Raw genomic sequence first — 26,368 nt, 5'->3', positions numbered from 1 at the left:
TTTACTGTTACCGAGTGAGCCACAGATGATTTTGTTTCGTGCCCTGTTACTGATTTTTGTGACCGCTGCCCTGTCAGCAGCGTCGGTTGGACCGCTCGGGGCGCAGAATATTCTGGACAACCGGTTGGATACGCCCATCGGAACACCCGAGAATCCGCTGGATGTTGGTATCGGCATCAAAATTGATCAGATCACAAGCGTTGATCAAAAGGCCGAAAACTACGGCGCAGTTGTTGTGCTGCGCGTTGAATGGACTGATCCGGCGCTGGCTTTTGATCCGAAGGAGGCTGGGCGCGAATTCCGGGTATTCAACCCTCCGGCGTTGGCCGATCATGCGGCTGAGATCGGGACGGTGGTGCCTGCATTCGTCATTCACAACCAGCAGTCTAACAGGTGGATTCACGAATCCGCAGCGTCACTGCGGTACGATGGGCGCGTGCTGTACGCCGAGAAGTCATCGCTGACATTGCAAGCCCCGCATTTCGACTTTCGCAAATACCCCTTCGACACGCAGGAATTCCATTTCGAGATCGTTTCGATCTTTCCGTCCCAATACGTGTCCTATCATCCCTTGGAGGAATTCTCGGGTCTTGGGGACCTGTTGGGCGAAGAAGAGTGGATACTGGACAACCCACGGATTGAAACCTCTCAGGTCGTAGGCCTGTCAGGTCAGGACAGCGATCAGGTTGCGCTGGTTTTCGAGGGCCACCGGCACCTGACTTACTATGTCATTCGGGTCTTTCTTCCGATGCTGGTGCTGATCTCGGTCGGTTGGGCGCTGTTCTTTCTGGATGAATACCGTCGACGTATCGAAATCGCCGGGGGTAACCTGCTGGTGTTTGTGGCTTTCAACTGGGCGATTTCGGCCGATCTGCCAAAGTTGGGATACCTGACATTTCTGGATTTCGTTCTGCAATGCATGTTTCTGATGACCGGTGCGCTGATTGTCTTCAACGTGGCGCTGCGCAAGCTCAAGGTCTCGGGGCGCGAAGATGGGGCCAAAAAGCTGGATAACTACGCGATCAAGTGGATCTACCCGCTTGGCTATGCCGCTATCGTTGGCTACGCGATTTTTGCTTATCTATTGGTGCCATAGATGCTGGACCTGCGCCACATGTGATCCTAACTTGGCCTCAATGCTTCGCTATACCCTCAAACGTCTGATTTCGCTGATGATCAGCCTGGCTGTTGCCTCGGTGGTTATTTTCGCCGTGATCGAGGTTGCACCGGGCGATCCGGCGTCGTTCATGTTGGGCGTCAACGCGCAAGAGGATACGCTCGCCGCCCTGCGCGCCGAACTGGGTTTGGACGTCACCAAGGTGCAGCGGTACCTAAACTGGGTTGGCGGGATGATGGTGGGGGATTTCGGAACTTCTTACACCTATCGCACGCCTGTTTCGCAGATGATCACAGACCGGCTGTGGGTCTCGCTGCCCCTGGCACTGTATGCGCTGACCCTGTCCACCGCGATTGCGTTTCCGGTGGGGATCTATGCCGCTGCGCGCCGGGGTAGACCGGGCGATTTGACGGTTATGGGGGCAACACAGTTAGGGATAGCGGTGCCAAATTTTTGGTTCGCGATGATGCTGGTGCTGATCTTTGCCATCAACCTGCGTTGGTTCAATGCCGGAGGGTTCGCGGGCTGGGACAATGGGGTCTGGGTAGGCCTGCATTCGCTGACCTTACCGGCCATTGCGCTGGCACTGCCACAGGCTGCAATTCTGGCGCGCGTCATGCGGTCGTCTCTGCTGGACATACTGGGTGAGGATTTCATGCGCACCGCGCGGGCCAAGGGGCTATCGCGACGCCAAGCGCTCTGGCGGCACGGCGTGCGGAATGCACTAATTCCGGTACTGACCATCATCGGGCTGCAGTTTTCATTCCTGCTGGCGGGATCGATCATCATTGAACAGGTTTTCTATCTGCCCGGCCTTGGACGATTGGTGTTTCAGGCAATCTCGGCCCGCGATCTGATCGTCGTGGAATCCGTGGTCATGCTGCTGGTCTTTGCGGTCATCACTGTGAATTTTCTGGTCGATCTGGCCTATGCCGCCGTTGATCCAAGGTTAAGGAGCCGGACATGAGCCGCAGCCTGATCCTTGGAGCCTGCCTGTCCTCGCTGGTGCTGCTGGCGGCTTTGGTTTCTTTTGTCTGGACGCCCTATGACTACGCTGCACTGAACATCCCCGAAAAGCTGCAACCGCCAAACGCTCGGCATTGGTTCGGTACGGATCATTTCGGCCGCGACATGTTCTCGATGATTATGGTCGGTGCGCGCACGTCTATCGCTGTGGCTCTGGTGGCTGTGGGGATTGGCATGGCGTTGGGTGTGCCTTTGGGTCTGACAGCGGCTGCGCGCAAAGGCTCGTTGTTGGACGAGCTGATTATGCGCGGCAACGATCTGGTCTTTGCCTTCCCGTCTCTGGTCATCGCTATCCTGATCACCGCCGTATTCGGTGCCGGAGCCATCAACGCCATTATCGCCATTGGCATCTTTAACATCCCCGTCTTCGCACGCATCACCCGTGGTGCGGCGCTTTCATTGTGGGAGAGGGAGTTCATCCTGGCTGCGCGTGTTTCTGGCAAGGGTGCAGCACGGATTTCGGCCGAACATATCCTTCCCAACGTCGCCAACCTTCTGATCGTTCAGGGCACCATCCAGTTTTCGCTGGGTATTCTGGCTGAGGCCGGTCTGTCCTATGTCGGCTTGGGTGCGCAACCCCCCACACCCAGCTGGGGCAGAATGCTGGCCGACGCGCAGACAATGGTCAGTTTTTCTCCGCATTTGGCTCTGATTCCTGGTCTTGCGATCATTGTTACGGTGCTGGGGCTGAACCTTTTGGGGGATGGGCTGCGCGACTGGCTGGATCCCAGGATCAGGGTGGCCCGCGCATGAGTTTGCTTGAGGTCAACAACCTGTCGCTATCCATTCACGGCACGGGCATCCTGAAACAGGTCAGTCTGTCCATTGCGCCTGGTCAGATTGTAGCGGTAACTGGAGAAAGTGGGTCCGGCAAATCAATGACTGCGCTTGCGGTGATGCAACTTTTGCCGAATGGGGCCGAGATCGATGGTGCAGTCCAACTGAACGACCTAAGCCTTCTCAACTGCAGCGAGGCAGATATGTGCGCCCTGCGCGGTGCTTCGATCGGAATGGTGTTTCAGGAACCGATGACCGCCTTGAACCCGGTCAAAACTATCGGTGATCAGGTGATGGAAACCATCCTTATCCACAAGGCCATGCCGCCCAAGCAGGCCCGTGCCCGCGCAGAGGAGGTTCTAACCCGCGTGGGCTTGCCGCCAGACCGGTTCCCATTGTCGCGTTATCCGCACGAACTGTCCGGCGGTCAGCGCCAGCGCGTCGTTATTGCCATGGCAATAGCGTTACGCCCTAAGCTGTTGATCGCGGATGAGCCGACTACGGCACTGGACGTCACGACGCAGGCACAGATTCTTGAACTTCTGAAAGGGCTGGTGACCGAATACAACATGGGGCTGCTGATGATCACCCATGACCTTGCCGTGGTCGCGGACATGGCCGACCAAATCGTTGTTATGCGTCACGGTGAAGTGGTCGAATCCGGGGCCACCGGTCACATACTGCAACACATGCAGCATCCCTATACCCGCATGCTGTTTGAGGCATCGGGACACCAAGTATCTTTGCCCGAACCGGCAAAATCCCGCCGTTTGCTTGAAGTGACAAATGTCATTCGTGACTATCGTCTGCCCCGCAAGCGCCTATTCGATACTCCAGAGCATCACAGGGCGGTGGATCATGTCAGCTTTACCCTCAATCGCGGAGAGCGTCTGGGCTTGGTCGGCGAGTCAGGTTGCGGAAAATCGACCCTAACAAAGGCAATATTGGGTCTTGAAGATGTTCAGGGTGGCGCCATCCGTCTGGATGGCCAACTCGTTTTCTCGGGTCACAAGCCGAATCTCGCCGTAAGGCGCAAAATGCAGGTGGTCTTTCAGGACCCTTATGGCAGCTTCAATCCACGTCACCGCGTGGCTCGTCTGGTTACCGAGCCGTTCTATCTGCTCGATCCCGCACCTACGGGATCCGAGCGACAGGACCGGATCGCCGAAATGCTGACGGCAGTGGGCCTAACCCCCGACGACATGGGTAAGTACATCCACGAATTCTCGGGCGGTCAAAGGCAGCGCATTGCCATCGCCCGTGCCCTGATCATTCGCCCCGAATTGATCCTTTTTGATGAGGCTGTCTCGGCCCTCGACGTTTCGGTCCGCGCACAGATCCTGGATCTGCTGGCGGAGCTGTGTGAAGCCTATGATCTTACTTATCTTTTCATAAGCCACGATCTGAGTGTTGTGCGCACCATCACAGACCGTGTCATGGTGATGCGGGCCGGCAAGATCGTCGAAGAAGGCGACACCGAAAGTGTCTTTTCTGACCCGCAGCACCAATACACGAAAAACCTGATCAATGCCGCACCGAAATTGCCGGATATTGGTCAGAATGTAGCATAAATTGCTTTTTGGAGCTAAAAACAGGAGTATTCTATGCCCAGAACCCTTTGGTTTGACCCCGGCCTGTGTCTGATCGGCGGCAACTGGGTTGCACCCGCCGCGGAACAGACATTGCCTTTGATTAACCCCTCTGACGGGTCCGAGATCTGTCAGATCGCAAAGGGTGATGCGCAGGATGTGGATGCTGCTGTTAGAGCGGCACAGCATGCCTTTGGTGGGGATTGGGGCCGTATGACGGCGTTGGAACGTGGACGTATCCTGACCCGCCTCGGGCAGTTGGTGACCGACCACGTCGAGGACCTAGCCAGACTGGAGGCAATGGATGTCGGCAAGCCTCTGACGCAAGCACGTGCGGATGCAGTTGCATTGGCCCGGTATTGCGAATTCTACGGTGGGGCCGCTGATAAGGTCATGGGGGATACGATTCCGTATCTCGACGGCTATACAGTCTATACGCTGCGCGAACCACATGGTGTGACAGGGCATATCGTGCCGTGGAACTATCCGATGCAGATTATCGGACGGTCGGTCGGGGCTGCACTGGCGATGGGCAATGCCTGCGTTCTTAAACCTGCGGAAGAGGCTTGCTTGACCGCGCTGGGCTTTGCTCAATTGGCGCAAGCGGCCGGATTGCCCGCCGGTGCCTTGAATGTTGTTCCCGGATTGGGGGCAGAGGCGGGGGCTGCGCTGGCCGGTCATTCAGGTGTGCACCATGTCTCGTTCACCGGATCGGTCGCCACAGGGGCGCTGGTTCAGCAGGCCGCAGGTCAAAATGTGGTGCCTGTGACGCTGGAACTTGGGGGCAAGTCGCCTCAACTGGTCTTTGACGATGCTGATCTGGATGCGGCGCTGCCTTTTCTGGTCAACGCCGGGATACAGAATGCCGGACAAACTTGCTCGGCTTCATCCCGAATTTTGGTTCAGCGTGGGATTTACGAGCAGGTCACGCAAGGCATGGCAGCAGCCTATGCGGATTTGACTGTCGGCCCCGCGATGGACGATCTGCGTGTTGGTCCGTTGATATCAACCCGTCAGCAAGACATTGTTTCGAGCTTTTTGGCAAAGGGTGCGGATCTGACCATTGCAGGGCAGGGGCGGATTCTAGATGGTACCCCGTCGGAAGGTGCCTATGTTTTGCCAACCCTGTTTGCCGATGTTCCGCCTGATCACAGCCTGGCCAAGGACGAAATATTCGGTCCCGTTCAAGTTCTAATCCCATTCGATACCGAAGAAGACGCGGTGAAGATCGCTAACGGCACCGATTACGGGCTGGTCGCCAGTATCTGGACCCGCGACGGGGCGCGGCAGATGCGGCTGGCAAAGCAACTGCGCTCGGGGCAGGTGTTCATCAACAACTATGGGGCGGGTGGTGGTGTTGAGCTGCCGTTTGGTGGTGTCGGAAAATCTGGTCACGGCCGCGAGAAAGGATTTGAGGCCCTATATGGTTTTTCACAGTTGAAAACAGTCGCGGCTTACCATGGTTAGAGCCTAAACGATCACCTCGATCGCCTGCTGCGCCCCGACGCCGAACACACGTTTGTACCGTTCGATCTGATCTTTCGGCCCCATCGCCTTTTCTGGGTTGTCCGACAGTTTCACGGTTGGATGACCATTGGCTGACACGGCCTTGCAGACCAGTGAAAACGGTGCCAACGCGTCGTTTGGCACAAGCCCGCGGAAATCGTTGGTTAGCAATGTGCCCCACCCAAACGAGATCTTGGTCCTGTGGGAAAACTGAGCGTGCAGTTCGCGAATTTTTTCTACATCCAGACCATCTGAGAAAATCACACGTTTTTCCAGCGGGTCTTCTCCACGAGACTGCCACCATTTGATCGCGGTTTCTGCACCTGCTGCGGGGTCACCGCTGTCGATGCGAATGCCGGTCCATCCGGCCAGCCAATCCGGTGCGCGATCCAGAAAGCCTTGCGTGCCATAGGTGTCGGGCAGAATGATGCGCAGATTGCCATCATGTTCTTCATGCCAATCGCTCAGTACGTCATAGGGTGCCTGCGCCAGTTCGGCATCGTCATTGGCGAGCGCCGAATACACCATTGGCAATTCATGAGCGTTTGTGCCGATGGCCTCAACTTCGCGCCGCATAGCGATCAAACAGTTCGACGTGCCGGTAAACGACGGCCCCAAACCCTCGATCATGGCCTGCACGCACCAATCTTGCCAAAGGAAGCTGTGTCGCCGCCGGGTGCCGAAATCCGCGATCCCCAGCCCGTCTATGTCCCGCAGCTTCTCGATCTTCTCCCAGACGCGGGTCATGGCGCGGGCGTACAGCACTTGCAGCTCGAACCGCCGCATGTCGTTCAGCACCGCGCGTGAACGCAACTCCATCAGAACCGCCAGCGCGGGGATTTCCCACAGCATGACCTCGTGCCATTTGCCTTCAAAGGTCAGCTCGTACTGATCGCCTTTCCGTTCCAGGTGATACGGTGGCAGCCGCATGTTTTCGAACCACTCCATAAAATCCGAACGGAACATCTGGCGTTTGCCGTAGAATGTATTGCCCCGCAGCCAAGTGCTTTCGCCCCGGCTGAGGCTAAGCGATCGGATATGATCCAATTGCTCACGCAGCTCGCCTTCGTCGATAAGTTTGGCCAATGGGATGTGATTCGACCGGTTGATCAGCGAAAAAGCCACATCCGTTTGGGGCTTATTTCGAAACACTGACTGGCACATCAGCAGTTTGTAGAAATCCGTGTCGATCAAAGACCGTACAATCGGGTCAATCTTCCATTTATGATTGTACACGCGTGTCGCAATATCGACCATGGGGAACTCCTGCGATTTCCGTTGTTAGATCAATCGGTGCGTGGAATGGCAAGAGTCGCTAGAATGATAACAATGACAAGGTCAGGTCACATTACGAGCATATTGTGTGATCTTTTCACAGTTTAGTGAAAAGAAAGGGATGGTTGAACGAGGTTAATTTGGTGAATGGTTCTCGAGTATGATTTTGACATCGTTGTTAACGAACAAGCGGATGAGGAAACCGGTTCCGAGCAATTGGACCAGTGCGCCACACGCGCGCGATTCCGTCATGTGAAAACGGCTGACGCGCTCAGATCGGCGTCACCTAAGATTCGTTTGATTTTTCAGGAAGCCGGGTTCGATCTGGATTCAACTGACAGCGACATGTTGCACGGGTATTACCCTCCACGGGATGTAGCCGAACGCGAGCGGATTTTGCGCGCGTTGTTCACGAATATTCGGGAACTTGGCATCAGTGGCGAATATTGCGGTGAGTTCGATTTTCATCGCTTTTTGGACAATGTCAAAACGGCCAAACCGCGCAACGATCAGCGCCCAAAAGTCGAGAATTGGACGCCGAACCCGCGCTACAAATCACCCGCAACGCCCGAGCGCCGAACATTGCCCGGACGAATTGGCGTTGCATTGGGACTGGCGGTGATCTTGTTCGCAGTGCTCAGGTATCTTGCCGAAAAAGGCGCTGCGCCTTAGATCAGCGCAACACCGGCGTCACGCATCGCGGCCTTGGCGGCTGCCAGTGACCCATCCATGTCTATCGCCCGACATGCGTCCATGCGCACGGTGACATCAAAACCCAAGCGGGCAGCATCAACAGCCGAAAAATGAACACAGAAATCTGTGGCAAGCCCAACTAGGGTCAGTTTGGTGATCCCGCGTGATTTCAAGTAACCTTCTAAACCGGTCGGTGTCTTTTGGTCGTTCTCAAAAAATGCGGAATAGCTGTCGATACCGCTTCGAAAGCCCTTGCGAATGACAAGATCGGCATGGGTCTTCAGGTCTGGGTGGAATTCCGCACCTTCGGTGCCCTGTACACAGTGATCTGGCCACAAAACTTGCGGCCCGTAATGCATATCGGTTGTTTCAAATGGGGACTTGCCGTCATGTCCGCTGGCAAAGGACGAATGCCCCTCAGGGTGCCAGTCCTGTGTCAGGATTACGGCGTCAAACTCAGGCATCATAGCGTTGATGTGGGGCACGATCTCGTCACCTCCGGGCACGGCCAGCGCACCACCGGGGCAAAAATCGTTCTGAACGTCAACTACAATCAAGGCATGGGTCATCGGGGTCTCCTCACATTGCCCTATCGGTAGGGGGCTGGGCGGGGGGCGTCAATCCGGTCCCTTGCGACTCTGGCCCAGCGGGTTTAGACCGCGCGCATGTATACGATCGCTGCTCTCTATCACTTCACTCGTTTTTCGGATCACGTAGCGCTGCGTGACCCGCTTCTGGATCTTTGCCGTAATCAATCGGTCAAAGGTACCTTGTTGCTGGCCGCTGAGGGGATCAACGGGACTATTGCCGGCCCGCGCAGTGGCATCGACGCGGTGCTGGCCCATATCAAAGCTCTGCCCGGATGTGCGGATCTCGAGTGGAAAGAGGCCACATCTGACCACCCGCCCTTTGGCAAAATGAAGGTGCGCCTGAAAAAAGAGATCGTTACCATGGGCCAGCCGGACGTCGATCCGCGTGCCCGGGTTGGCAACTACGTCGAACCCGAAGATTGGAATGATCTGATCCGGTCTGACGATGTGGTCGTTATCGACACACGCAACGACTACGAAGTGGCCATTGGCACATTTGAGGGCGCAGTAGACCCTGAAACGGCCAGTTTCCGTGAATTCCCAGTCTGGTGGGAAGAGAACAAAGACCGCTTTCACAACAAACGGGTCGCGATGTTCTGCACTGGTGGTATTCGTTGTGAGAAATCCACCAACTACCTACTGGGGCAAGGGGTTGAAGATGTGTACCACCTGAAAGGCGGCATCCTGCGGTATCTCGAAGAGACGCCCGCCGAGGACAGCACCTGGCAGGGCGAGTGCTTTGTGTTCGACAACCGCGTGTCGGTCGGGCACGGGTTGGTCGAGGGGCCGCACAAGTTGTGCCACGGCTGCCGCCGGCCGATTCTGCCAGAGGATATGAAGCGCGCGGAATACGAGCACGGCGTGTCTTGTCATCGGTGCATCAACGAGACTTCGGATGCGGACAAGACGAGATTCCGGGAACGCCAAAAGCAGATCCTGTTGTCGCGTCAGCGCGGGCAGGAACATCTGGGCATCGAATGACAGGTGAATGATTTGGGTTGCGGGTACAGGCCGGAACCCTGATGATCGCGGAAAAACCTAGTCTATCGGAGGTTTTATGCACCGCGAACCTACAACACTGGAAGAGTGGAAATCGACGCTAATCGCAGCGGTCGGACTGGTAATTGCCAGTTTTTTCGCGTGGTATGGTCTGTCGCGCCTGAGTGAAGCGGCCGCAGGCGAAACCATTGGTACTATTGTGTCGGTCTGCCTAGTGGTTTGGGTCGCATCGCAATCTTGGTACTACATGACGCAGGTGAAACTACCGCATCGACGCTTGTTTCTGATGGGTGTGTCATTCATTCAGGTCGTGCCGTTCTTATTCGCGGCGGCGTATGGGGCTTTCGGCTACACCGATAATTGCGTTGTCGGTGCAGATGCCCCAGCCGATTTCCTGTATTTTTCATACGTCACCTTCACCACAGTCGGATATGGTGACATGATCCCAACCGGCCTGTGTCGCGGACTGGCCGTCGCTGAGGCCGTTACCGGGTACATCCTTTTGGGTATGTTTGTTGCTGCTACGGTTGCGCTCTATACCCGCCACCACAAGCATTAGACTGCCACTATTTGTTCTGATCAATCCAGCGGGACATCATCTGTTTGTCGCGGAAACACTCTGACGGAATAGGTCTGCGCTTGCTGCGAGAAATCCTCTCGGCAAAGGCAACCTGCTTACCGGTTGGATAGTTCGCAAAGGGCGACGGATCGACCGGCTTGTGCGCCGAAATCCAGGCTGACATTGATTTGCGATCCCGTTGTGCTTCGACCGGGATCTCCAGAGCTGACTGCTGTGCAATTGCACGGGCGTATCGCATTTGCCGGTCGGTGACAGGCAGCAGGTGATAGTCGTTCGACGGGCCATTCAGGGCCGAGTTTCGGGCTTGGTAAGACATCGGAATGTTCCTCTGACTATGTAGAACATAAATGGAACATTAACCTATTTATTCAAGAGGGGGCCGATTCACATCAGCGGGAGTCCGCCGTGATTCACTTTTGTTGACTGACCAGTCAATAAAATATAGACGCGAAGGAAAGGACTTCTGAGAAGGAAATCGGCATGAAATTCCAGCCTAAGGCGAGCCATTTTATCAACGGCGCATATGTCGAAGATACTGGCGGAACCCCGATAGACGTGATCTACCCGGCCACCGGTGAAGTCATCGCTCGGCTGCATTCCGCAACGCCTGACATCGTAGATCAGGCTCTAACAAGTGCAAAAAGCGCCCAGGCCGAATGGGCCGCAATGTCTGGGACTGAGCGTGGTCGCATCCTGCGCCGCGCATCAGATATCATGCGAGACCGCAACCACGAGCTTTCGGTTCTTGAAACTCATGATACCGGTAAACCCTTGCAGGAAACGCTTGTTGCAGATGCGACATCGGGGGCGGATGCGCTGGAATATTTCGGTGGGTTGGCCGCGTCATTGACGGGCGAGCACATCCCGCTTGGTGGTGGTGACTTTGTTTACACTATTCGCGAGGCGCTGGGTGTTTGTGTTGGTATCGGCGCATGGAATTACCCAACTCAGATCGCCTGCTGGAAAGGGGCCCCCGCACTGGCCTGCGGCAATACGATGGTCTTCAAGCCCTCGGAAACCACGCCTTTGTCGGCGCTGAAAGTGGCCGAGATCCTGATCGAGGCTGGCGCGCCCAAAGGGATCTACAACGTTATTCAGGGTTATGGCGATGTTGGCGCATCGCTTGTGACCGATCCGCGTGTGGCCAAAGTCTCGCTCACTGGCTCAGTCCCGACCGGGCGCAAGGTCTATGCAGCTGCCGCCGATGGCATGAAGCATGTCACGATGGAATTGGGCGGCAAGTCCCCGATGATCGTCTTTGATGACGCAGATATCGAAAACGCTGTGTCCGGTGCGATTTTGGGGAACTTCTATTCCTCGGGTCAGGTGTGCTCGAACGGCACACGTGTCTTTGTGCAGAAAGGCATCAAAGAGGCGTTCCTGAACCGCCTTTCAGAACGTCTGGCCACCGCGAAAATTGGCGATCCGCTGGATGAGGATGTGAATTTTGGCCCTATGGTCAGCGAAAACCAGATGAATATCGCACTAAGCTACGTTGGAAAGGGCACGGCGGAGGGCGCACGTCTGGTATTCGGCGGCAAGCGGATCGAAGGCGACGGTTTCTACATGCAGCCCACCGTTTTTGCGGATGTAACCGACGATATGGCCATCGCGCGCGAGGAAATCTTTGGCCCGGTGATGTCCGTGCTGGACTTTGACACCGAAGAAGAGGTTATTGCCCGCGCCAACGACACCGAGTTTGGATTGGCCGCCGGTGTTTTCACCAACGACCTGACCCGTGCGCATCGCATCGTTGCCGGGTTCGAGGCCGGCACCTGCTATATCAACACCTATAACCTGGCTCCGGTCGAGGCCCCTTTTGGTGGATCTAAAATGTCAGGTGTCGGGCGCGAAAACTCGAAACTGGCGATCAATCACTTCAGTGAAATGAAGACAGTCTACGTTTCGATGAACGACGTCGAAGCGCCTTACTGATCAAAACCGGCCATTCAAACTCTGTTCCCGACATTTCGCGTCGGGAACAGAGCATAAGCCACATACGACATGTGGCTGACTTCTCCCAAGGGTGCTGTTTTCGGCACCATCGGCGGGAGGTCAAGTTCATGGAAACGCACGCGCAGGCCGTAGTCATCGGCGGAGGATTGGCAGGCTGTTCGATCCTGTATCATCTGGCCAAGCTCGGTTGGCGGGACGTTGTCCTGCTAGAGAGGGATGAGCTGACCAGCGGATCAACCTGGCATGCGGCGGCCAACATTCACGGACTGCACGACAACAACAACATCACCCGCATCCAGCATTACACGATGAACCTGTATAAAGAGCTGGAGCAGGAAACAGGTCAAAGTTGCGGTGTTTTTCAACCCGGCTCGCTTTACCTAGCCCAGACCGAAGACCGCGAACATCAGCTGCGTCTGCAGGAAGCCAAGGCTCGATTTTATGGGCTGAATTTTTACGAGGTCAGCCGCGAACAGGCCAAGGAGTTGCACCCGCTGGCGCAGTTCGACGATATCCGCTGTATCATGTATGAACCCGATGGTGGCAACGTAGACCCGTCGGGCGTGCCACACGCCTATGCGGCGGGTGCCCGGGCGATGGGTGCGACGATTGAGCGATTTTGCCCAGTATTAGGCACTGATCAGCAGGCCGACGGGTCTTGGATAGTGCGCACCGAAAAGGGTGACATTCATACGCAATGGGTGGTGAATGCTGCAGGTCTCTGGGGGCGCGAAGTAGCGGCCTTGGCAGGTCTGACCTTGCCGTTGCAGCCGACCGAGCATCAGTATTTCGTGACCGAATCCATCGATGAAGTCGCCAACCTCGGCCGCCGCTTGCCCTCGATCGCCGATCGGGATGGCGAGTACTATTTCCGTCAGGAAGGCAACGGGCTGCTGATCGGAGCTTATGAGAAAGACATGAAGTTCTGGGCCGAAGAGGGCACCCCGCTGGATTTTGCCCACGAGCTGTTTCCCGATGATCTGGACCGGATTATGGAGAACGTGATCCGCGCAACCGAACGTGTGCCCGCGGCGGCGACGGCTGGTGTGAAACGGGTGATCAACGGGCCGATGATCTGGTCTCCGGACAGTTCCGCCCTGTGGGGTCCGGTTCCCGAGTTGAAGAACTATTTCCTCTGCGGCGGCCTGATCCCGGGCTTCTCGCAGTCGGGTGGATTGGGTCTGCTGGCGGCGCAATGGATGATCGAGGGTGAGCCGCAATACGACATGTTCGCCTGGGATCTTGCACGGTTTGGCGACTGGGCGGATAAGAATTTCACCAAGGCGCGGGTCGAGGACCAGTATACCCACCGTTTCGCCATTCATTTCCCAAACGAGGAACGCAGCGCAGGCCGCCCCGCCCGCGTTCGCCCGGCGTACGAGATGCAAAAGGAAATGGGCTGTGTCTTTGGCCTGAACTGTGGCTGGGAACACCCGCTTTGGTTTGCCGATCAGCCCGACACGAAAGAGACGATCGGCTTTACCCGCCAAAACTGGTGGGAACCGGTTGGCCGTGAGGTGCAGATGCTGCGCGAAAACGTCGGCGTGATCGACATCTCTAACTTCGCCAACTACGCCATCAAAGGTTCCGCAGCCTATGACTGGTTGGATCGTCTGGTTGCCAACCGGGTGCCGACCGAAATTGGGCGGTCTTGTCTGACGCCGCTGATCTCAGTCCGCGGCGGGGTCGCCGGGGATTTCACCATCACCAAAGTCGCTGAAGATGAATACATGATGATCGGATCGGGGATGGCCGAGCGCTATCATCAGCGGTTCTTCAATATGATCGACCTGCCCCAAGGCACCACGTTTGAGGTGGCAACAGACAGGATCGCGGGCTTCAACGTTGCGGGACCAAAATCGCGCGATCTTTTGCAGCGGTTGACAAATGTTGACCTGTCGAACGAGGCGTTCCGGTTCATGCGTTCGCAAACCATCGAAGTGGCGGGCGTCGCCTGTCTTGCCATCCGCGTTAGCTTTACCGGGGACCTGGGTTGGGAACTTCATTGCGCCGAACAGGATCAGATTAGGCTCTATACAGCGCTTTTGGATGCCGCCAACGAGTTGGGTGGAGGTCCGGTTGGCGGCCGTGCGCTTGCTTCGCTACGCATCGAAAAAGGATACGGGTCCTGGGGTCGTGAGTATTCTCAGGAATACTGGCCACAAGAGGTTGGGCTTTCGGGCCTGATCAAGTTGGACAAAGATTTTCTGCATAAGGAGGCTTATCTGAAAGTCAAAGATTTAGCCGCGCGTGAGGTTCTGTCGATCTTTGAGGTCGAAGTCTCAGATGCTGACGCGACAGGTGGCGAACCCATTTTTACCCCAGATGGCGCTCCTGTCGGACGTGTGACGTCTGGCGCCTATGGCTATTCGGTCGGCAAGTCCCTGGCAATCGGCTATGCAAATCCGGCAGTTGCGCAGCCGGGGGATACAGTAGAAATTTTCATCCTTGGCAGATCGCACAAAGCCAGAATTCTGGCCGAGCCACCCTTTGACCCATCAGGGCACCGGCTGCGCGATGTCCAACTCAAGGTGATGGAGCCGGCCAAATGACGGGCACGCTTGATCAGGTCACGGATTTTGCGCTGAACCTTTCGGCGCAGGAGATGCCTGACAGTGCAAAAGAAGCTGCCGCCCTGATGATGCTGGATACTATGGGAATCCTGATTGCGTCCGGCCCAATGGAGGCTGGCGTGATCGCCCGCGATACAGCTGCATTGCTCTATGCCAGCACCGATGCGGCCTTCAGTGTCCCGATGATGTTTGACGGCCGCACTGTCAGCATGGCAGGCGCAGCATATGCTGCGGCCACACAAACCGACAACTTGGATGGGCATGACGGCTACAACCCAACCAAGGGACATATCGGTGTTGTTGTTCTGCCCGCGTTGGTTTCACTCGGTGCACATTGCCCCGGCTTGTCCGGCCCAGACGCCCTGGCTGCAGTCATCACGGGATATGAAATTGCGGGACGTGCCGGTTTGTCACTGCACGCGTCGGTCAGCGATTATCACACTTCGGGTGCCTGGAATGCCCTTGGTGTGGTTGCCCTGGCCTCGCGCATGCGTGGTCACTCGCCCAATCAGTTTCGACAGGCACTGGGAGTAGCAGAGTATCACGGACCCCGAAGCCAGATGATGCGCGAGATTGCGAATCCGACGATGCTGCACGACGGATCGGGCTGGGGCGCGATGGTCGGCATATCCTCGGCGATCCTGGCCGAGCGGGGTTTCACCGGTGCCCCAGCAATCACGATTGAGGATGCCAGTGTCGCACCGTTCTGGGCTGATTTGGGTCAGTTCTGGCAGGTCGAACATCAGTACGTGAAACCCTATCCGATATGTCGCTGGGCACATGCGGCTATTGACGGTGTTCGGGCATTGATGATGGAAAACGATCTGACTCATGACCATATCCAATCCGTTCATATCAACAGTTTTCACGAAGCGGCCTGCCTGTATGGCGGGATGCCTGATACCACGTCTCAGGCCCAGTATTCGTTGGCCTTTGCTGTGGCCGTTCAGGCGATCCATGGACGGATCGGCGTTGAACATATCTCGGGCGCGGGCCTGTCTGACCCGAACGTGGCAGAGTTGATACCACGTATTCATGTTCGGGAAGATCGGCGTCATAGCGCGCGGTTCCCACAGGGGCGCTGTGCCGATGTCACCTTGAAATCGACGGATGGGCGGGTGTTCGAATCTGGTGACATTCATGCGCGCGGAGGGCCGGAGGCGCCGCTCAGCAGGGACGAAGTTATCGCCAAGTACACCGAATTTGCCACGCCCGTCATCGGTTCGGATCGCGCGGGCGCGATCTGCGGGGCCATATTGGGTTTGGTCGAGCCCGCTTCCAGACTGTCAGACCTGATGCCTTTGGTTTTTGATCCGTGAAACTTGATGGATTCCCGATGAAAGACAAACCAAGGAAACCAGCACCGCGGACATAATTGGTTAATGGCCCACCCCTGAAAGCAAATTCAAAATGAGCTGGCGCATATTGGAGCTGTCATCCAATAAGCCTTTTGCGTCAGCCAATGGCTTGTCCGGTACTCGGACTGGCGGCACAGACAAGAGCTGCGTTGATTGCTGAACCGCAAGGAACTTGGTGTCGCGTTCGGGCCCGATCGTTTTCGCGTGATCGGCCAACCAAAAGTACCTATCAGCTTTTTCATCCTCGCCCAAAGCAAGCAAAGCTTCACCGGCTGCTACGTAGTCACCAGTCATCTGCAACGCCTGGCCCCGCAAAAGCCGGGCTGCATCCGATGGATCGTCGGCCAGCTCTAACATTGCTTGATGTGGTCGTCGTTGCAGTAGTGCGGCGTTCGCCCGTATTCGCGCCCTTTCAGCACCCCGCGCTCTATCTTGCGGCCGATTGGCCAGCTCCAGCGCCGCGTCAGCAAAGCCAAGAGTGACCAATCGTTCGGCCACCGCCAAGCTCGTGTTTGTAAAAAGCGCATGTTTCTGCTCGGGTGTCAGGGTCACCACCCGCCTTAGGAATGTCACGTCGTCGGCGCGTTCGGTCAGGATCTGAGCGACGCGGTTTAGTGTTTCGGAGGCTTGGACATTTGCATTCTGAGCGCTCAGCAGATCCATCGCTTTGTCGAATTCATGACCTAAACTCAAAGCGACAATCTGTGTTTGTAACATGCGTGGCCCGATTTCAGATCGGCGAAACTGCACGACGTAGGATGCAGCAAGATCCAGCTCTTGTGGTGATACGGCCCCGCGTTCCGACCATCGTTTGTCGACCAATCTTGCAAGCGCCAATGGTGCCTCCAACTCTGCGCCCGGGGAGGCGATGACTTCGTTCAACAGGGCTTCTGATTTGTAACTGTCGCCTTCGGCAGCCGCCACCTTGGCCTTGGCCTGGGATGTATCAGTGCTGTTCTCACTCTCCACCCGGTCGACCGCGCGCAACACGCGCCTCGCCGGTTCCAGTTTTCCGGCATCCGTCAAAATTTCTGCCAATGTCGGCCCGAGGTGACGACGCAAATGGTCTGGTAAACGCACAAATGACCGTTCGATCGATTGCAACTGGGCCTCTTCCTGCAACTCACCTTCGATCAAAAGCGCCCAGAGCGCCGCATCGCTTTCGCATCGCTGAAGACCGGTAAACGGATTCGGCTGCGATGGCTGAGCGCTATCCAGATGCCGGGCTATGGCAGCGACCTGATTCTCGTCCGGCGAAGGATGTACAAGCAATTCCAGTGCCTGCAGGGCCTCTGCACCGAACCCGGATTGGGCATATAGCTTTGCCAGTTTCAGCGCCGTTTCTTCATCGACCTGATCGAATTCCTCAAACAAGGCCGCTCGCAGCAAAGCCACCTGTTCCGGAAAAGGGGCCGTCCCAGACCAACCGTCGAACCCAAGCTCTTCGCTCGTGATACAGGGTGGGCGGTGCTCAAGTTGCGGCAAGGACGGCCCTAAACGTTCGTTTAGCCCGTCCAGAACAGATGTTACATGAATATTGGCATTAAGGTCTGTGGGGATCGATAGATCCCCCCTGGGGACCGACAGCCGAGGCCCGACTGGCGCAAGCCTTAAATCCACAACTTCCCGGTCAGAGCCGCGCAGCAGCAGAGTTGAAAGCTGTTTTTCAAAGCGCTCTGCGTTGAGGTCAAGTAATGGTAAATCCAGGTCCTCCAGATTTTGCGCAACCAACGGATTTCTTTTCTTCAGTGTCGTGGGCAAAACCGGCGGTGGTACGTTGGTGTTGATGGGGGCAAATGCCGAGTCGGGTGCAATATCTACTACGATCATTGTGCCCTTATACAAAAAGGCTGAAGCGGCACAGTCGCAACCAAATTGCATATCAAGCGCTCCGCCCGGCTCTGACTGAGAGATAGCGGCCAAGCGGTTTTGAGTAAGGCGCCGGAACACAGTCGTTGTGTCGAAGTTCACCTTTTCCAGTTCGACATTCAGACGCGCACCATTTTTCTTTTGCGTCAGCTCCCACTTAGTGCCCGGCGGAATCTGTGCGACTAGCCGCGTATACCCATCATGCTCGCCCGTACGAACCTGCACATCCTGTGCCTGAACTTGCGCTGCCGCTGTGGCTAAAACGAAAGAAAGGGCAACTTTCCGGATCATGCCGCTGCCTGTTTGAGTTCTTTCAGCGCATCTTCCAGTTCCGAGAACCCCGGTCGGTTATGCGTTGGCGTGTTCTGGCGACCGACTTCGATGCACATAGCCGCATTGTGGTTGTGCAGGTTGGCGACCAAAACCTCTTTGATCAGTTGATAGAAATGGTTGTCTTCTTCGACCACCGCTTTCAGTTTGCCGGCGAACGGCCCAACCAGGCCATAGGCCAGAAACACACCCAGAAACGTCCCGACCAATGCACCGCCGATCAGTTTGCCCAGCACTTCAGGAGGTTGGTCGATGGACCCCATCGTCTTGATAACGCCCAAAACAGCAGCCACGATTCCAAGCGCAGGTAAGCCATCGGCGACAGTTTGCAGCGCGTGGCTGGAATGCATGGCGTGGTTAAAGTTCGCGTCCATTCGTTTTTCAAGAACCTCCTCGACCTGATGAGGATCGTCGTAGTTCATCGACGCGGATCGCATCGTGTCGCAGATCAGATCGACCGCTTCCTTGTCCGCCCGAATCTTTGGATAGGCCGAAAACAGGGTCGAGTTTTCGGGGTCTTCGATATGCTGTTCCACTTCGACAGGGTTGGCTTTCGCGATCCGGATCAGAGAAAACAAAAGGCACAGCAGGTCGCGATAGTCTTCCGGTTTCCACTTGGGACCTTTGAACACTTTGCCCATGTCCTTGATCGTATGTTTGACGGCACTCATGTCGTTGCTGATCATAAACGCGCCAACGGCGGCGCCCCCGATCATCATCATCTCGAACGGGAGCGATTTCAAAATGATCGTCATCTTGCCGCCAGCGGCTAGATAACCGCCGAACACCATGGCGAAAATGACGACGATTCCAATGATTCCGATCATGTGCGGTCTCCTGCAATGTCACGTGCGGGGGTGAAATACATGGCTGTCATTGCTGTGGGGCGGCAGCATTGCGACCAGCCATTATCACGCTGATCGTGTATGCGGCTTCGGGGCTGAGACCGGCCAGAACACCAGCAGCAGAATCAGGCGGCATTCGCGACAAAAAACCCGCCGCAAAACCGGGATCCATGGTTTCAAATAGGGCGGCCGCGTCCTTGGGCTTCATGCTTTGGTAAACATCGGTCAAGCGCGTAAGATCGGTCTCGGCGGCCTTTTCGGCGAAGGCTAGCGTTTGTCGCAGCGACTCTTCAGCCTCCTGTAAGGCAGCCAATCTGGTCTCAATCGCCTGATCCGCGATATCCAGCGCCTTTTCCTTGTTTACTAAAGCAGCCTCTCTTTTTTTGAGCGCGTCTTCACGGCGAAGCAATTCGTTCAACAACTCTCGCGCACCGGGCTGGTTGGTTTGGCCAGTTCCTGTGGGCGATGGGGAGGAGTCGGATCCCTTGGCCAGCGCGGGTCCGGCCTCGAATCCTATTCTGATCACGGCGGAACCAATCATAAGCATCGCAATCACCGCGAGAACGCCGCCTTTGGGGCGACTATCTGCTCGTTTTCGCCTCATGTTTTTGCCTCGCTGTGACTGTGGCGCAGGAACATCAACCCACCTGAGCGTTTGACCCGCGGTTCGTCAGGAGCGGCATATTCCTTTTCGGACTTTTTGTTGGTTTCGGCCTGCTCCTCGGAAACCTTCGGCTCAGGCTCAGGCTCAGGCTCAGGCTCAGGCGTGGAGGTCTTGTCCACCGTTACCTCATTGGGCACGACGTCATGCATTGAGGCCATCATCAGTTCAAGCCGCTGTGCCACTGTTTCGGCGCGTTCGGTCAATTCCTTAAGAATGACGCCAGACTGATCCGAGGCGTCCCGCGCGGCCTCCAGTGACTTTTTCAACTCTTCCGCTTGCGAAGACAGCACGGCCACCGCACCACCGACGCCCTTTTCAAGGTCGGTAAAGCGTTTCAACCGCCGGGACAGAATGAAACAATAAAGACCCGCACCCAAGGCGCCTGCGACCAGCAAAATATCTGCAATCAGCTCCATCTTCGCCTCCTAGTTCAGTACGAATTCCATGACGAGAACATCGCGAACGCGGCCTTCGCCGACGACTATTTCGATACGTCGCAACAGGTGTCCGCGGATGCGTATAAGTGCGAGGGAATCTTCAAGATCCGATACCTCGACCGCGCGCAGATATCCGTTCAGAACATCCATGATCCGGGGTTTCATCTTTTCCACATCCGCCATGTACGGCGCGTTCACCTCAAGCTGGGCATGAAACTTCAGGTGCCGCGAATCGGAGGTGTTTACCGAAACGACGACCGGCGCGAGGTCAACGAAACCGACCTTGGGCAAGGCCTTGGCGGGCTTGTTCTCTTCGGCTTTTTCCGCCGCAGGCTTCCCGCCAATAGGCAACAGGCCCGATGTTGTCAGGAAATAGCCGCCCACAGCGCCGACCACAGCCAGAATCGCGCCAATAATCATTCCCTTTTTTTCAGACATTTCTGGGGCTTCGGCCTGTTCTGCAGTCGCGTCGGTCATGACGTCCTCATTTCTTAATCTGCAGTCGTCATAACCCGACAGGGACTAACCGATTGTTAAGGGCAATCGTCCAAACAAGGGATGCGTCGCACAGAATGTCGGCGAGTCGGAGGTGATCGTGCAGCAGATCGGAACTGTCTGGGCAAGTTTGAACAGGCGTAAACAAATCATCGTCGCTGGTGCGGCCGTACTGGTATTTTTGGGCATCCTTGCGATGTCGCGCCTGGTGACGACGCCGTCGATGACCTTGCTTTATGCTGGGCTGGAAAGCGGCGCTGCGGGGGATATCGTTCGCTCGCTGGATCAGCGCGGTGTGCAGTATGAGATTCGCGGCGGCTCGATCTATGTGCCGGGGTCACAACGGGATGAGTTGCGCTTGACGCTAGCCAGCGAGGGCCTGCCTGCAACCGGAAATCGCGGGTATGAGTTACTGGATTCGCTCAGCGGGTTTGGCACAACTTCGCAGATGTTCGACGCCGCCTATTGGCGCGCTAAAGAAGGAGAGCTGGCCAGAACCATCGTCGGCAGCCCCTATATCAGTCAGGCGCGTGTGCATATTGCCAACGGATCATCCAATCCGTTTCAGCGCAGCATTGCGCCGACAGCGTCGGTTTACGTGGTCGCGTCGGGTACGGACATCACGTCCGATCAGGCAAAGGCGATTCGGTTTCTGGTATCGTCTGCAGTCAGCGGATTGGCTCCGGAAAATGTTGCGGTCATCGATTCGAATGGCGCAGTCATCGGCGCGCAGGACAGCCCGGTGGCTGCGGATACAGCGGACGACAAGTCGCACCAACTGCGTGAGCGGGTTCTGCGTCTGGTCGAGGCTCGTGTTGGCGCGGGGAATGCTGTGGTCGAGGTGAGTGTGGATACAGTCACCAAGACGGAGTCAATCCGCGAACGGCGTTTTGATCCCAATGGCCGCGTGGCCATCAGCACCGATGTCGAAGAGCGTTCGGATAGCGCTCGCAACCAGTCCGGAGATGTGACGGTTGCATCGAACCTGCCGGACGGTGATGGCGCAGGCGGGGACGAATCCAATTCGAACGCGACCCAGACGCGAGAGAGGGTCAACTACGAGGTTTCCGAGACAGAGCTTGAGGTACACAATGGTCCCGGTGCGATCAAACGGCTGACAGTTGCGGTTTTGGTAAACGGTACGCAAACCAAGGACGCAGACGGAATTGAAACGTTCACGCCGATGCCGCAGACCGAACTGGATGCGTTGCAAGAGCTGGTGGCATCGGCGGTAGGCTACGATGCCGAACGTGGAGATGTGATTACATTGAAATCGTTGGATCTTCCGGTGGTGGAGCCGCAGGGCAGTCTGGCAACCGCCTCGCTGTGGCAGAAAGTTCATATTGACGCGATGTCGCTGATTCAAATGGCGGTGCTGGCGCTGGTTTTGCTGGTGCTTGGCGTGTTTGTCATCCGCCCCATTTTGACGCAGCCGGCAACCGCACCTGCGCTGTTGCCTTCGGATGCCGATCAGGATCCTGACTCTTACCTGAACGGCGAAATTTCGACTGAAGAGGATGGGCAGTTCACCACGTTGCCGGGGCAAGTGCCCACCAGGAACGTTCCGGCGCTGGCAACGGCTGCCGGGGCGGATCCGGTGGATCGGCTCAGGGCGATGATCGGCGACAAGCAGGAAGAGACCGTCGAAATCCTGCGTAGTTGGCTGGAAGAAGGTGAGGAACGTGTGTGATGTCGATAGCCCATCTTCTTGAAGACTTCACATTACAGGCAAGTGGCGGGCAGTTGCACGTCCTTGATGAGGACGCGTTGGAAGAGCAGAGACTGGCCTCGTTCGAGCAAGGCTATAGCGCGGGTTGGGAAGACGCGATCCACGCGCAAGAGCAAAGCCGGGGGCAGGTCTCGGCCGAATTGGCCAAATCGTTGGAAGACATGTCCTTTACTTACCATGAGGCCATCACCCGGATGGCCTTGTCGCTGGAGCCGATGTTTCAGAGCCTAACAAAGGTGGTATTGCCTGAAATGCTGGACCGCGGCTTTGCTTTTCGTCTTATTGAACAGCTTGTCGATATGGCGCGTGCGCAGATCGGGCAACCCATGCAGATATTCGTGCCCGTAGGCAGTGCGCCCGAGGTGGAGGGCCTGATCCCCGTCGAACTGTCCTCGCCAGCGGAGGTGATCGAAGATCCGTCGCTGGAGGCGGGTAAAGCCCGGCTCAAGGTCGGGATATCCCAACGCGAAGTGGATTGCAGCGGATTGCTTGCTGCGGTCGATCAAGCCTTTCAGGCGTATTTGTTTCAGGCAAAAGAGGCAGTGACCAATGAGTGATCCGCAAACCCCGAATTCCGAAAAGCCCAATCCATTCGAAGCCATTCCAATTGAAGTCATCGTTTCGGTTGGCCGGGCGCGTCCTCTGATCCGAGACCTTCTGAGCATGGGGGAAAACGCTGTGTTGATGCTGGACAAACGTATTGAGGATCCGGTTGACTTGTATGTCGGTGACCAGCTTGTTGCGCGCGGATTGCTGGAGGAAGTGGAGGGAGAGCAAGCGGGTCAGTTGGCCGTGCGACTGACTGAAATCGCGGACCTTCAAAACGGGATCGGCTGATGCGCCGTATTATGATGCTGGCGGTTGCGCTTGCAGTGCTGACCCCGTCTTTAACCACGGCGCAGGACTTATCTGTTTCGCTGGGCGAGGGCGGTTCGATATCTGCGCGCACGATTCAGTTGATCCTTTTGATCACAGTGCTCAGCCTGGCTCCGGGACTGGCGATCATGATCACATGTTTTCCGTTCCTGATCACCGTTTTGGCGATCTTGCGTCAGGGTATCGGGTTGCAGCAATCTCCTCCCAATATGCTGATCGTCAGTTTGGCGCTGTTTTTGACCTATTTCATCATGGAACCGGTCTTTTCCGAGGCCTGGACAACAGGAATCCAGCCGTTGGTCGACGAAACGATGGAAGTTGAGCCTGCATTAGAGCGTGCCTTGCAGCCATTCCGCAATTTCATGGCTGCACGGCTGGATCCCGATACATTTCAAGCGATGGCCGCCTTGCGCCCCGACGGTGACCCCACAATCTTGTCGCCCGAAGCGCCGCTGTCCATCCTGATGCCGTCCTTCATGTTGTCTGAAATTGCGCGAGCTTTTCAGATCGGGTTTCTGGTCTTTCTACCGTTTCTGATCATCGACCTTGTGGTTGCGGCGGTGCTGATGTCGATGGGGATGATGATGGTACCGCCCGCCACGGTTTCGTTGCCATTCAAGTTGGCGTTCTTTGTCATCGCTGACGGATGGTCGCTGATCGCAGGCGCGCTGGTGCGCAGCTATGCGACCTAGCATTCTCAATGCCGGGCGATTTGCAAACAGGCGCGCAGGCCGCAGTCTCCAGCCTCAAATCGCATTTCTCCACCGTGTTGCTCGGCCACAGTTGCAGCGATCGTCAGGCCCAGGCCGTAGCCATCGGATGACCCGGTGTTAGAGCCGCGCCTAAATGGGGCCATCAGGTTTTCGATGTCCGAGACAGACAGATCGGTGCCTTTGTCTTCTACCGTGATCGTTGCGGTGGTTGCATCGGTTTCCAATTGCACTTCGGCATGCCGACCATATTTCAACGCATTGTCGATCAGATTGGTCAGCGCGCGCTTGAGCGATATGGGGCGCGCCATGACCAGAACGCGACGTGTTTCGGTCAGCTGTCCGTGACCGCGCCGGGACATGAAAACCGAGGTGGCGCCTTCGACTGAAACCGGCTCGGTCTTTTTCAGCGTGACCGGCAGGTCCATGTCTTGATAGTCGGCGACCAGAGACTCGACCAGCGATGTCAGGGAGATCTGGCGTGGTTCTTCAACATCCAGTTCGGACCGTGTGTAGGTCAGGACGCTTTCGATCATGCCCGTCATCTGATCGACATCCGCCTCGAGTTTCTCACGCAGTTCGTCGTCGGGGATCAGGGCTGCACGGAGTCGCACGCGGGTGGCAGGTGTGCCGAGATCGTGGCTGACACCGGACAGGACCGTCGCCCGTTTTTCAAGCTGAGCGCGCTCGGCCTCGAGATTGGCGTTCACCGCCGAAACGATGTCGCGCAGCTCATCCGGGCCATCCACTTCATAGCTTTCCGGCCCGCCAAGGCGCTGCCGTTCGCGCAGCGCGCTGGCAAATCGGGTGAAGGTTTCTGACACATTGCTGACCGAAGACAGGATGATCGCCAGGGCGACGATCCCCAAAAGAACCGCAGGCAGGCGCAGGTCAACGGGCGCAGCCTGACAGCCCCAGATCTTGGTTCCGTCGACCTGACGCCAGGCCTCGCGTCCGAATTTCGCGATCAGGATTGGTTCACTGCAGTATGTCGCCAGCAACCGGGTCAGGTTCCCCATTTTCTCGGGTCCGGTCTGATCATTGCCCGACACAATATCCGATACCGGGTACACCAGCCGATCAGACAGAATCGCCACGGTTAACTCACGCCCGCTCAGCGGTGAGGAACTATCGGTAAGGATCGAAAGGTTGGTGACGAAGCGGCGGTCTGAAAACCCAGGCAACCGTTGGAACTCACCATTTTCGGCAAGGGCAGTGTCTTGGGGTGGCAATCGAGTGATCGACAGTCCTTCGGACGGGGCCATGCCGGTTCGAAGTTCTTCGTAGACCGTGAAACCGGCGACAAAGGACTGCAGCAGGTAGTCGTTCCAGGCGCGGGCCGATGCGAACCACATCCCGGCCGAGACAAGCCCGGCCACAAAGGCCGAGAGGGTCCACAGCCATCCCAAATTGCGCAGGCGCAGCGTCATTCTTCGACCGAAATGTCGGCGGCAAAGATATAGCCGACCCCGCGTTCTGTGCGCAGCATTTGTGGATCTTTCGGGTTGGCCTCAATCTTGGATCGCAAACGGCCGACCAGCATGTCGATGGCGCGCCCCTGGGCTTCGGGCTTGTCGCTGTCGCCCGTGACATCCAGCGCCGCGACGATTTCATCGCGGGTCAGTGGTATGTGCGGATTGGCCAGCAGGACCTTGAGTAGGGCGGTTTCCCTTTGCGATAGCGCGACCAGATAGCCTTCGGGCGAATGCAAGTCGTCGCGCTTGCCGTCAAAGACCCAACCGTTGAACCGGAAAGTACGCGTACGTCGGCGATAGGCCAACGAAGACGACCGCCTTGCGCGCTGCATTACTGCCCGGACACGGGCTAGCATCAGTTGGGGGTTGAATGGTTTGGCGATGTAGTCGTCTGCCCCGACCTCGTACCCCGCCATGCGCTGATGGTCGGCGGACAAGGCCGAGACCAGAATGATCGGCACGTCCTGTTCGCGTCGCAACCGTGCGCAGATGTCGATGCCGTTTTCATCCCCCAACATGACGTCCAGCAGGATCAGGTCGATCCGACCATTGGACAAGTGCGCGCGGATTTCCCGCTCAGCGCTGGCAGGCAGGGCAATGAACCCGTTCTTTTGCAGTAATTGGGTCATCATCGACCGCATATCAGGGTCGTCATCCACCACCAGCAGCCGCGGAATGCTCACTCTGTCTGTCCTCCCAATCTTCTTGTTCTGTTTCCGTCCATTGTAACGAACGGAAACAGATTCAATGTCAACGTAACACGCTGTAACAGAAGTGGTGAAAATTTGGGCGGTGTCCGCGTCTTAACGTGATTTCCAAGTTGTCAGAAGGGCAACTGATCTCAGTAATAGCGCCATCGCTGCCTCGGCAGTCACTGAGTTCTCAGGGAGGAGACAAGA

The 26,368-nt window shown here is 56.7% G+C and carries 25 protein-coding genes; 15 read left to right on the top strand and 10 right to left on the bottom strand.

The features are described from left to right. The first annotated feature begins 25 nt into the window (after positions 1-25). Genes ACR0AK_RS19715 through ACR0AK_RS19695 form a run of 5 tightly spaced genes read left to right on the top strand, consistent with a single transcriptional unit; the run spans position 26 to position 5,976 of the window. On the top strand, positions 26-1,096 hold the full coding sequence (locus ACR0AK_RS19715; protein WP_170561927.1) for a ligand-gated ion channel: 1,071 nt from the start codon (positions 26-28) through the stop codon (positions 1,094-1,096). 40 nt (positions 1,097-1,136) lie between these two features. Beyond that, positions 1,137-2,084 carry an ABC transporter permease gene (locus tag ACR0AK_RS19710; protein ID WP_480794652.1) on the top strand — a complete coding sequence of 316 codons (948 nt, stop codon included), beginning with the start codon at positions 1,137-1,139 and terminating at the stop codon, positions 2,082-2,084. Then, positions 2,081-2,896 carry an ABC transporter permease gene (locus tag ACR0AK_RS19705; RefSeq protein WP_480794651.1) on the top strand — a complete coding sequence of 272 codons (816 nt, stop codon included), beginning with the start codon at positions 2,081-2,083 and terminating at the stop codon, positions 2,894-2,896. The genes ACR0AK_RS19710 and ACR0AK_RS19705 overlap by 4 nt, the downstream gene beginning before the upstream one ends. Beyond that, positions 2,893-4,491, top strand: coding sequence for an ABC transporter ATP-binding protein (locus tag ACR0AK_RS19700; RefSeq protein WP_480794650.1), 1,599 nt, complete (start codon positions 2,893-2,895; stop codon positions 4,489-4,491). The genes ACR0AK_RS19705 and ACR0AK_RS19700 overlap by 4 nt, the downstream gene beginning before the upstream one ends. Before the next feature lie 33 nt (positions 4,492-4,524). After that, a complete protein-coding gene (locus tag ACR0AK_RS19695; protein WP_480794649.1) occupies positions 4,525-5,976 on the top strand; it encodes an aldehyde dehydrogenase family protein in 1,452 nt (483 codons plus the stop codon). A gap of 3 nt (positions 5,977-5,979) precedes the next feature. On the opposite strand, the gene pncB is transcribed toward ACR0AK_RS19695, so the two are convergent. Then, positions 5,980-7,272, bottom strand: a complete 1,293-nt coding sequence (gene pncB / locus ACR0AK_RS19690) for a nicotinate phosphoribosyltransferase (protein WP_170561942.1) — start codon at positions 7,270-7,272, stop codon at positions 5,980-5,982. A gap of 165 nt (positions 7,273-7,437) precedes the next feature. Between pncB and ACR0AK_RS19685 the strand changes: the two genes are divergently transcribed. Further along, complete coding sequence (locus ACR0AK_RS19685) at positions 7,438-7,962, top strand: hypothetical protein (protein WP_480794648.1); 525 nt, start codon at positions 7,438-7,440, stop codon at positions 7,960-7,962. On the opposite strand, the gene pncA is transcribed toward ACR0AK_RS19685, so the two are convergent. Further along, positions 7,959-8,552, bottom strand: a complete 594-nt coding sequence (gene pncA / locus ACR0AK_RS19680; protein WP_480794647.1) for a bifunctional nicotinamidase/pyrazinamidase — start codon at positions 8,550-8,552, stop codon at positions 7,959-7,961. The genes ACR0AK_RS19685 and pncA overlap by 4 nt on opposite strands. A 96-nt stretch (positions 8,553-8,648) precedes the next feature. On the opposite strand from pncA, the gene trhO reads away from it, so the two are divergent. Together trhO and ACR0AK_RS19670 are read left to right on the top strand one after the other, a co-directional pair. Further along, entirely contained in the window at positions 8,649-9,554 is a 906-nt protein-coding gene (gene trhO, locus ACR0AK_RS19675) for an oxygen-dependent tRNA uridine(34) hydroxylase TrhO (protein ID WP_480794646.1), read from the top strand. 76 nt (positions 9,555-9,630) lie between these two features. Beyond that, positions 9,631-10,131, top strand: coding sequence for a potassium channel family protein (locus tag ACR0AK_RS19670; protein ID WP_480794645.1), 501 nt, complete (start codon positions 9,631-9,633; stop codon positions 10,129-10,131). Between the two features lie 7 nt (positions 10,132-10,138). Here the strand turns inward: ACR0AK_RS19670 and ACR0AK_RS19665 are convergent, their stop codons facing one another. Next, on the bottom strand, positions 10,139-10,468 hold the full coding sequence (locus tag ACR0AK_RS19665; protein WP_170561955.1) for a hypothetical protein: 330 nt from the start codon (positions 10,466-10,468) through the stop codon (positions 10,139-10,141). 164 nt (positions 10,469-10,632) lie between these two features. Here ACR0AK_RS19665 and betB point away from each other — a divergent pair, with 164 nt between their 5' ends. The 3 genes from betB (at position 10,633) to ACR0AK_RS19650 (ending at position 16,000) form a co-directional block, all read left to right on the top strand. Beyond that, a complete protein-coding gene (gene betB, locus ACR0AK_RS19660; protein WP_480794644.1) occupies positions 10,633-12,087 on the top strand; it encodes a betaine-aldehyde dehydrogenase in 1,455 nt (484 codons plus the stop codon). A 128-nt stretch (positions 12,088-12,215) separates the two neighbouring features. Then, a complete protein-coding gene (locus ACR0AK_RS19655) occupies positions 12,216-14,660 on the top strand; it encodes a GcvT family protein (RefSeq protein ID WP_480794643.1) in 2,445 nt (814 codons plus the stop codon). Next, positions 14,657-16,000 (top strand): MmgE/PrpD family protein, encoded by a 1,344-nt coding sequence (locus ACR0AK_RS19650; protein ID WP_480794642.1) that lies wholly within the window; start codon positions 14,657-14,659, stop codon positions 15,998-16,000. Before ACR0AK_RS19655 ends, ACR0AK_RS19650 begins: the two co-directional genes overlap by 4 nt. Before the next feature lie 60 nt (positions 16,001-16,060). On the opposite strand, the gene ACR0AK_RS19645 is transcribed toward ACR0AK_RS19650, so the two are convergent. The 5 genes from ACR0AK_RS19645 to ACR0AK_RS19625 are packed head-to-tail and all read right to left on the bottom strand — an operon-like array spanning position 16,061 to position 20,661. After that, positions 16,061-18,199 carry a hypothetical protein gene (locus ACR0AK_RS19645; RefSeq protein ID WP_480794641.1) on the bottom strand — a complete coding sequence of 713 codons (2,139 nt, stop codon included), beginning with the start codon at positions 18,197-18,199 and terminating at the stop codon, positions 16,061-16,063. Continuing rightward, a complete protein-coding gene (motA, locus tag ACR0AK_RS19640) occupies positions 18,196-19,065 on the bottom strand; it encodes a flagellar motor stator protein MotA (protein ID WP_480794640.1) in 870 nt (289 codons plus the stop codon). Before motA ends, ACR0AK_RS19645 begins: the two co-directional genes overlap by 4 nt. A gap of 46 nt (positions 19,066-19,111) precedes the next feature. After that, on the bottom strand, positions 19,112-19,687 hold the full coding sequence (locus ACR0AK_RS19635; protein WP_480794639.1) for a MotE family protein: 576 nt from the start codon (positions 19,685-19,687) through the stop codon (positions 19,112-19,114). After that, a complete protein-coding gene (locus ACR0AK_RS19630; RefSeq protein WP_480794638.1) occupies positions 19,684-20,163 on the bottom strand; it encodes a hypothetical protein in 480 nt (159 codons plus the stop codon). The genes ACR0AK_RS19635 and ACR0AK_RS19630 overlap by 4 nt, the downstream gene beginning before the upstream one ends. 9 nt (positions 20,164-20,172) lie before the next feature. Further along, on the bottom strand, positions 20,173-20,661 hold the full coding sequence (locus ACR0AK_RS19625) for a flagellar basal body-associated FliL family protein (protein WP_480794637.1): 489 nt from the start codon (positions 20,659-20,661) through the stop codon (positions 20,173-20,175). 118 nt (positions 20,662-20,779) lie between these two features. Between ACR0AK_RS19625 and fliF the strand changes: the two genes are divergently transcribed. Genes fliF through fliP form a run of 4 tightly spaced genes read left to right on the top strand, consistent with a single transcriptional unit; the run spans position 20,780 to position 23,976 of the window. Further along, the gene (gene fliF, locus ACR0AK_RS19620; RefSeq protein WP_480794636.1) at positions 20,780-22,369 is read left to right on the top strand and encodes a flagellar basal-body MS-ring/collar protein FliF; all 1,590 of its coding nucleotides are present in this window, start codon (positions 20,780-20,782) and stop codon (positions 22,367-22,369) included. Then, positions 22,369-22,965, top strand: coding sequence for a FliH/SctL family protein (locus ACR0AK_RS19615; protein ID WP_480794635.1), 597 nt, complete (start codon positions 22,369-22,371; stop codon positions 22,963-22,965). The genes fliF and ACR0AK_RS19615 overlap by 1 nt, the downstream gene beginning before the upstream one ends. Beyond that, on the top strand, positions 22,958-23,245 hold the full coding sequence (locus ACR0AK_RS19610; RefSeq protein WP_480794634.1) for a FliM/FliN family flagellar motor switch protein: 288 nt from the start codon (positions 22,958-22,960) through the stop codon (positions 23,243-23,245). Before ACR0AK_RS19615 ends, ACR0AK_RS19610 begins: the two co-directional genes overlap by 8 nt. Next, a complete protein-coding gene (gene fliP, locus ACR0AK_RS19605; RefSeq protein ID WP_480794633.1) occupies positions 23,245-23,976 on the top strand; it encodes a flagellar type III secretion system pore protein FliP in 732 nt (243 codons plus the stop codon). The genes ACR0AK_RS19610 and fliP overlap by 1 nt, the downstream gene beginning before the upstream one ends. Before the next feature lie 5 nt (positions 23,977-23,981). On the opposite strand, the gene ACR0AK_RS19600 is transcribed toward fliP, so the two are convergent. Then, positions 23,982-25,424, bottom strand: a complete 1,443-nt coding sequence (locus ACR0AK_RS19600; RefSeq protein WP_480794632.1) for a sensor histidine kinase — start codon at positions 25,422-25,424, stop codon at positions 23,982-23,984. Further along, positions 25,421-26,152 carry a response regulator transcription factor gene (locus tag ACR0AK_RS19595; protein WP_170562005.1) on the bottom strand — a complete coding sequence of 244 codons (732 nt, stop codon included), beginning with the start codon at positions 26,150-26,152 and terminating at the stop codon, positions 25,421-25,423. Before ACR0AK_RS19595 ends, ACR0AK_RS19600 begins: the two co-directional genes overlap by 4 nt. Between the last annotated feature and the right edge of the window lie 216 nt (positions 26,153-26,368).

Source organism: Ruegeria sp. BI12, assembly GCF_056537985.1.
Note: the sequence above shows the minus strand (reverse complement) of the source record. Positions and strands in the feature narration are given on the sequence as shown.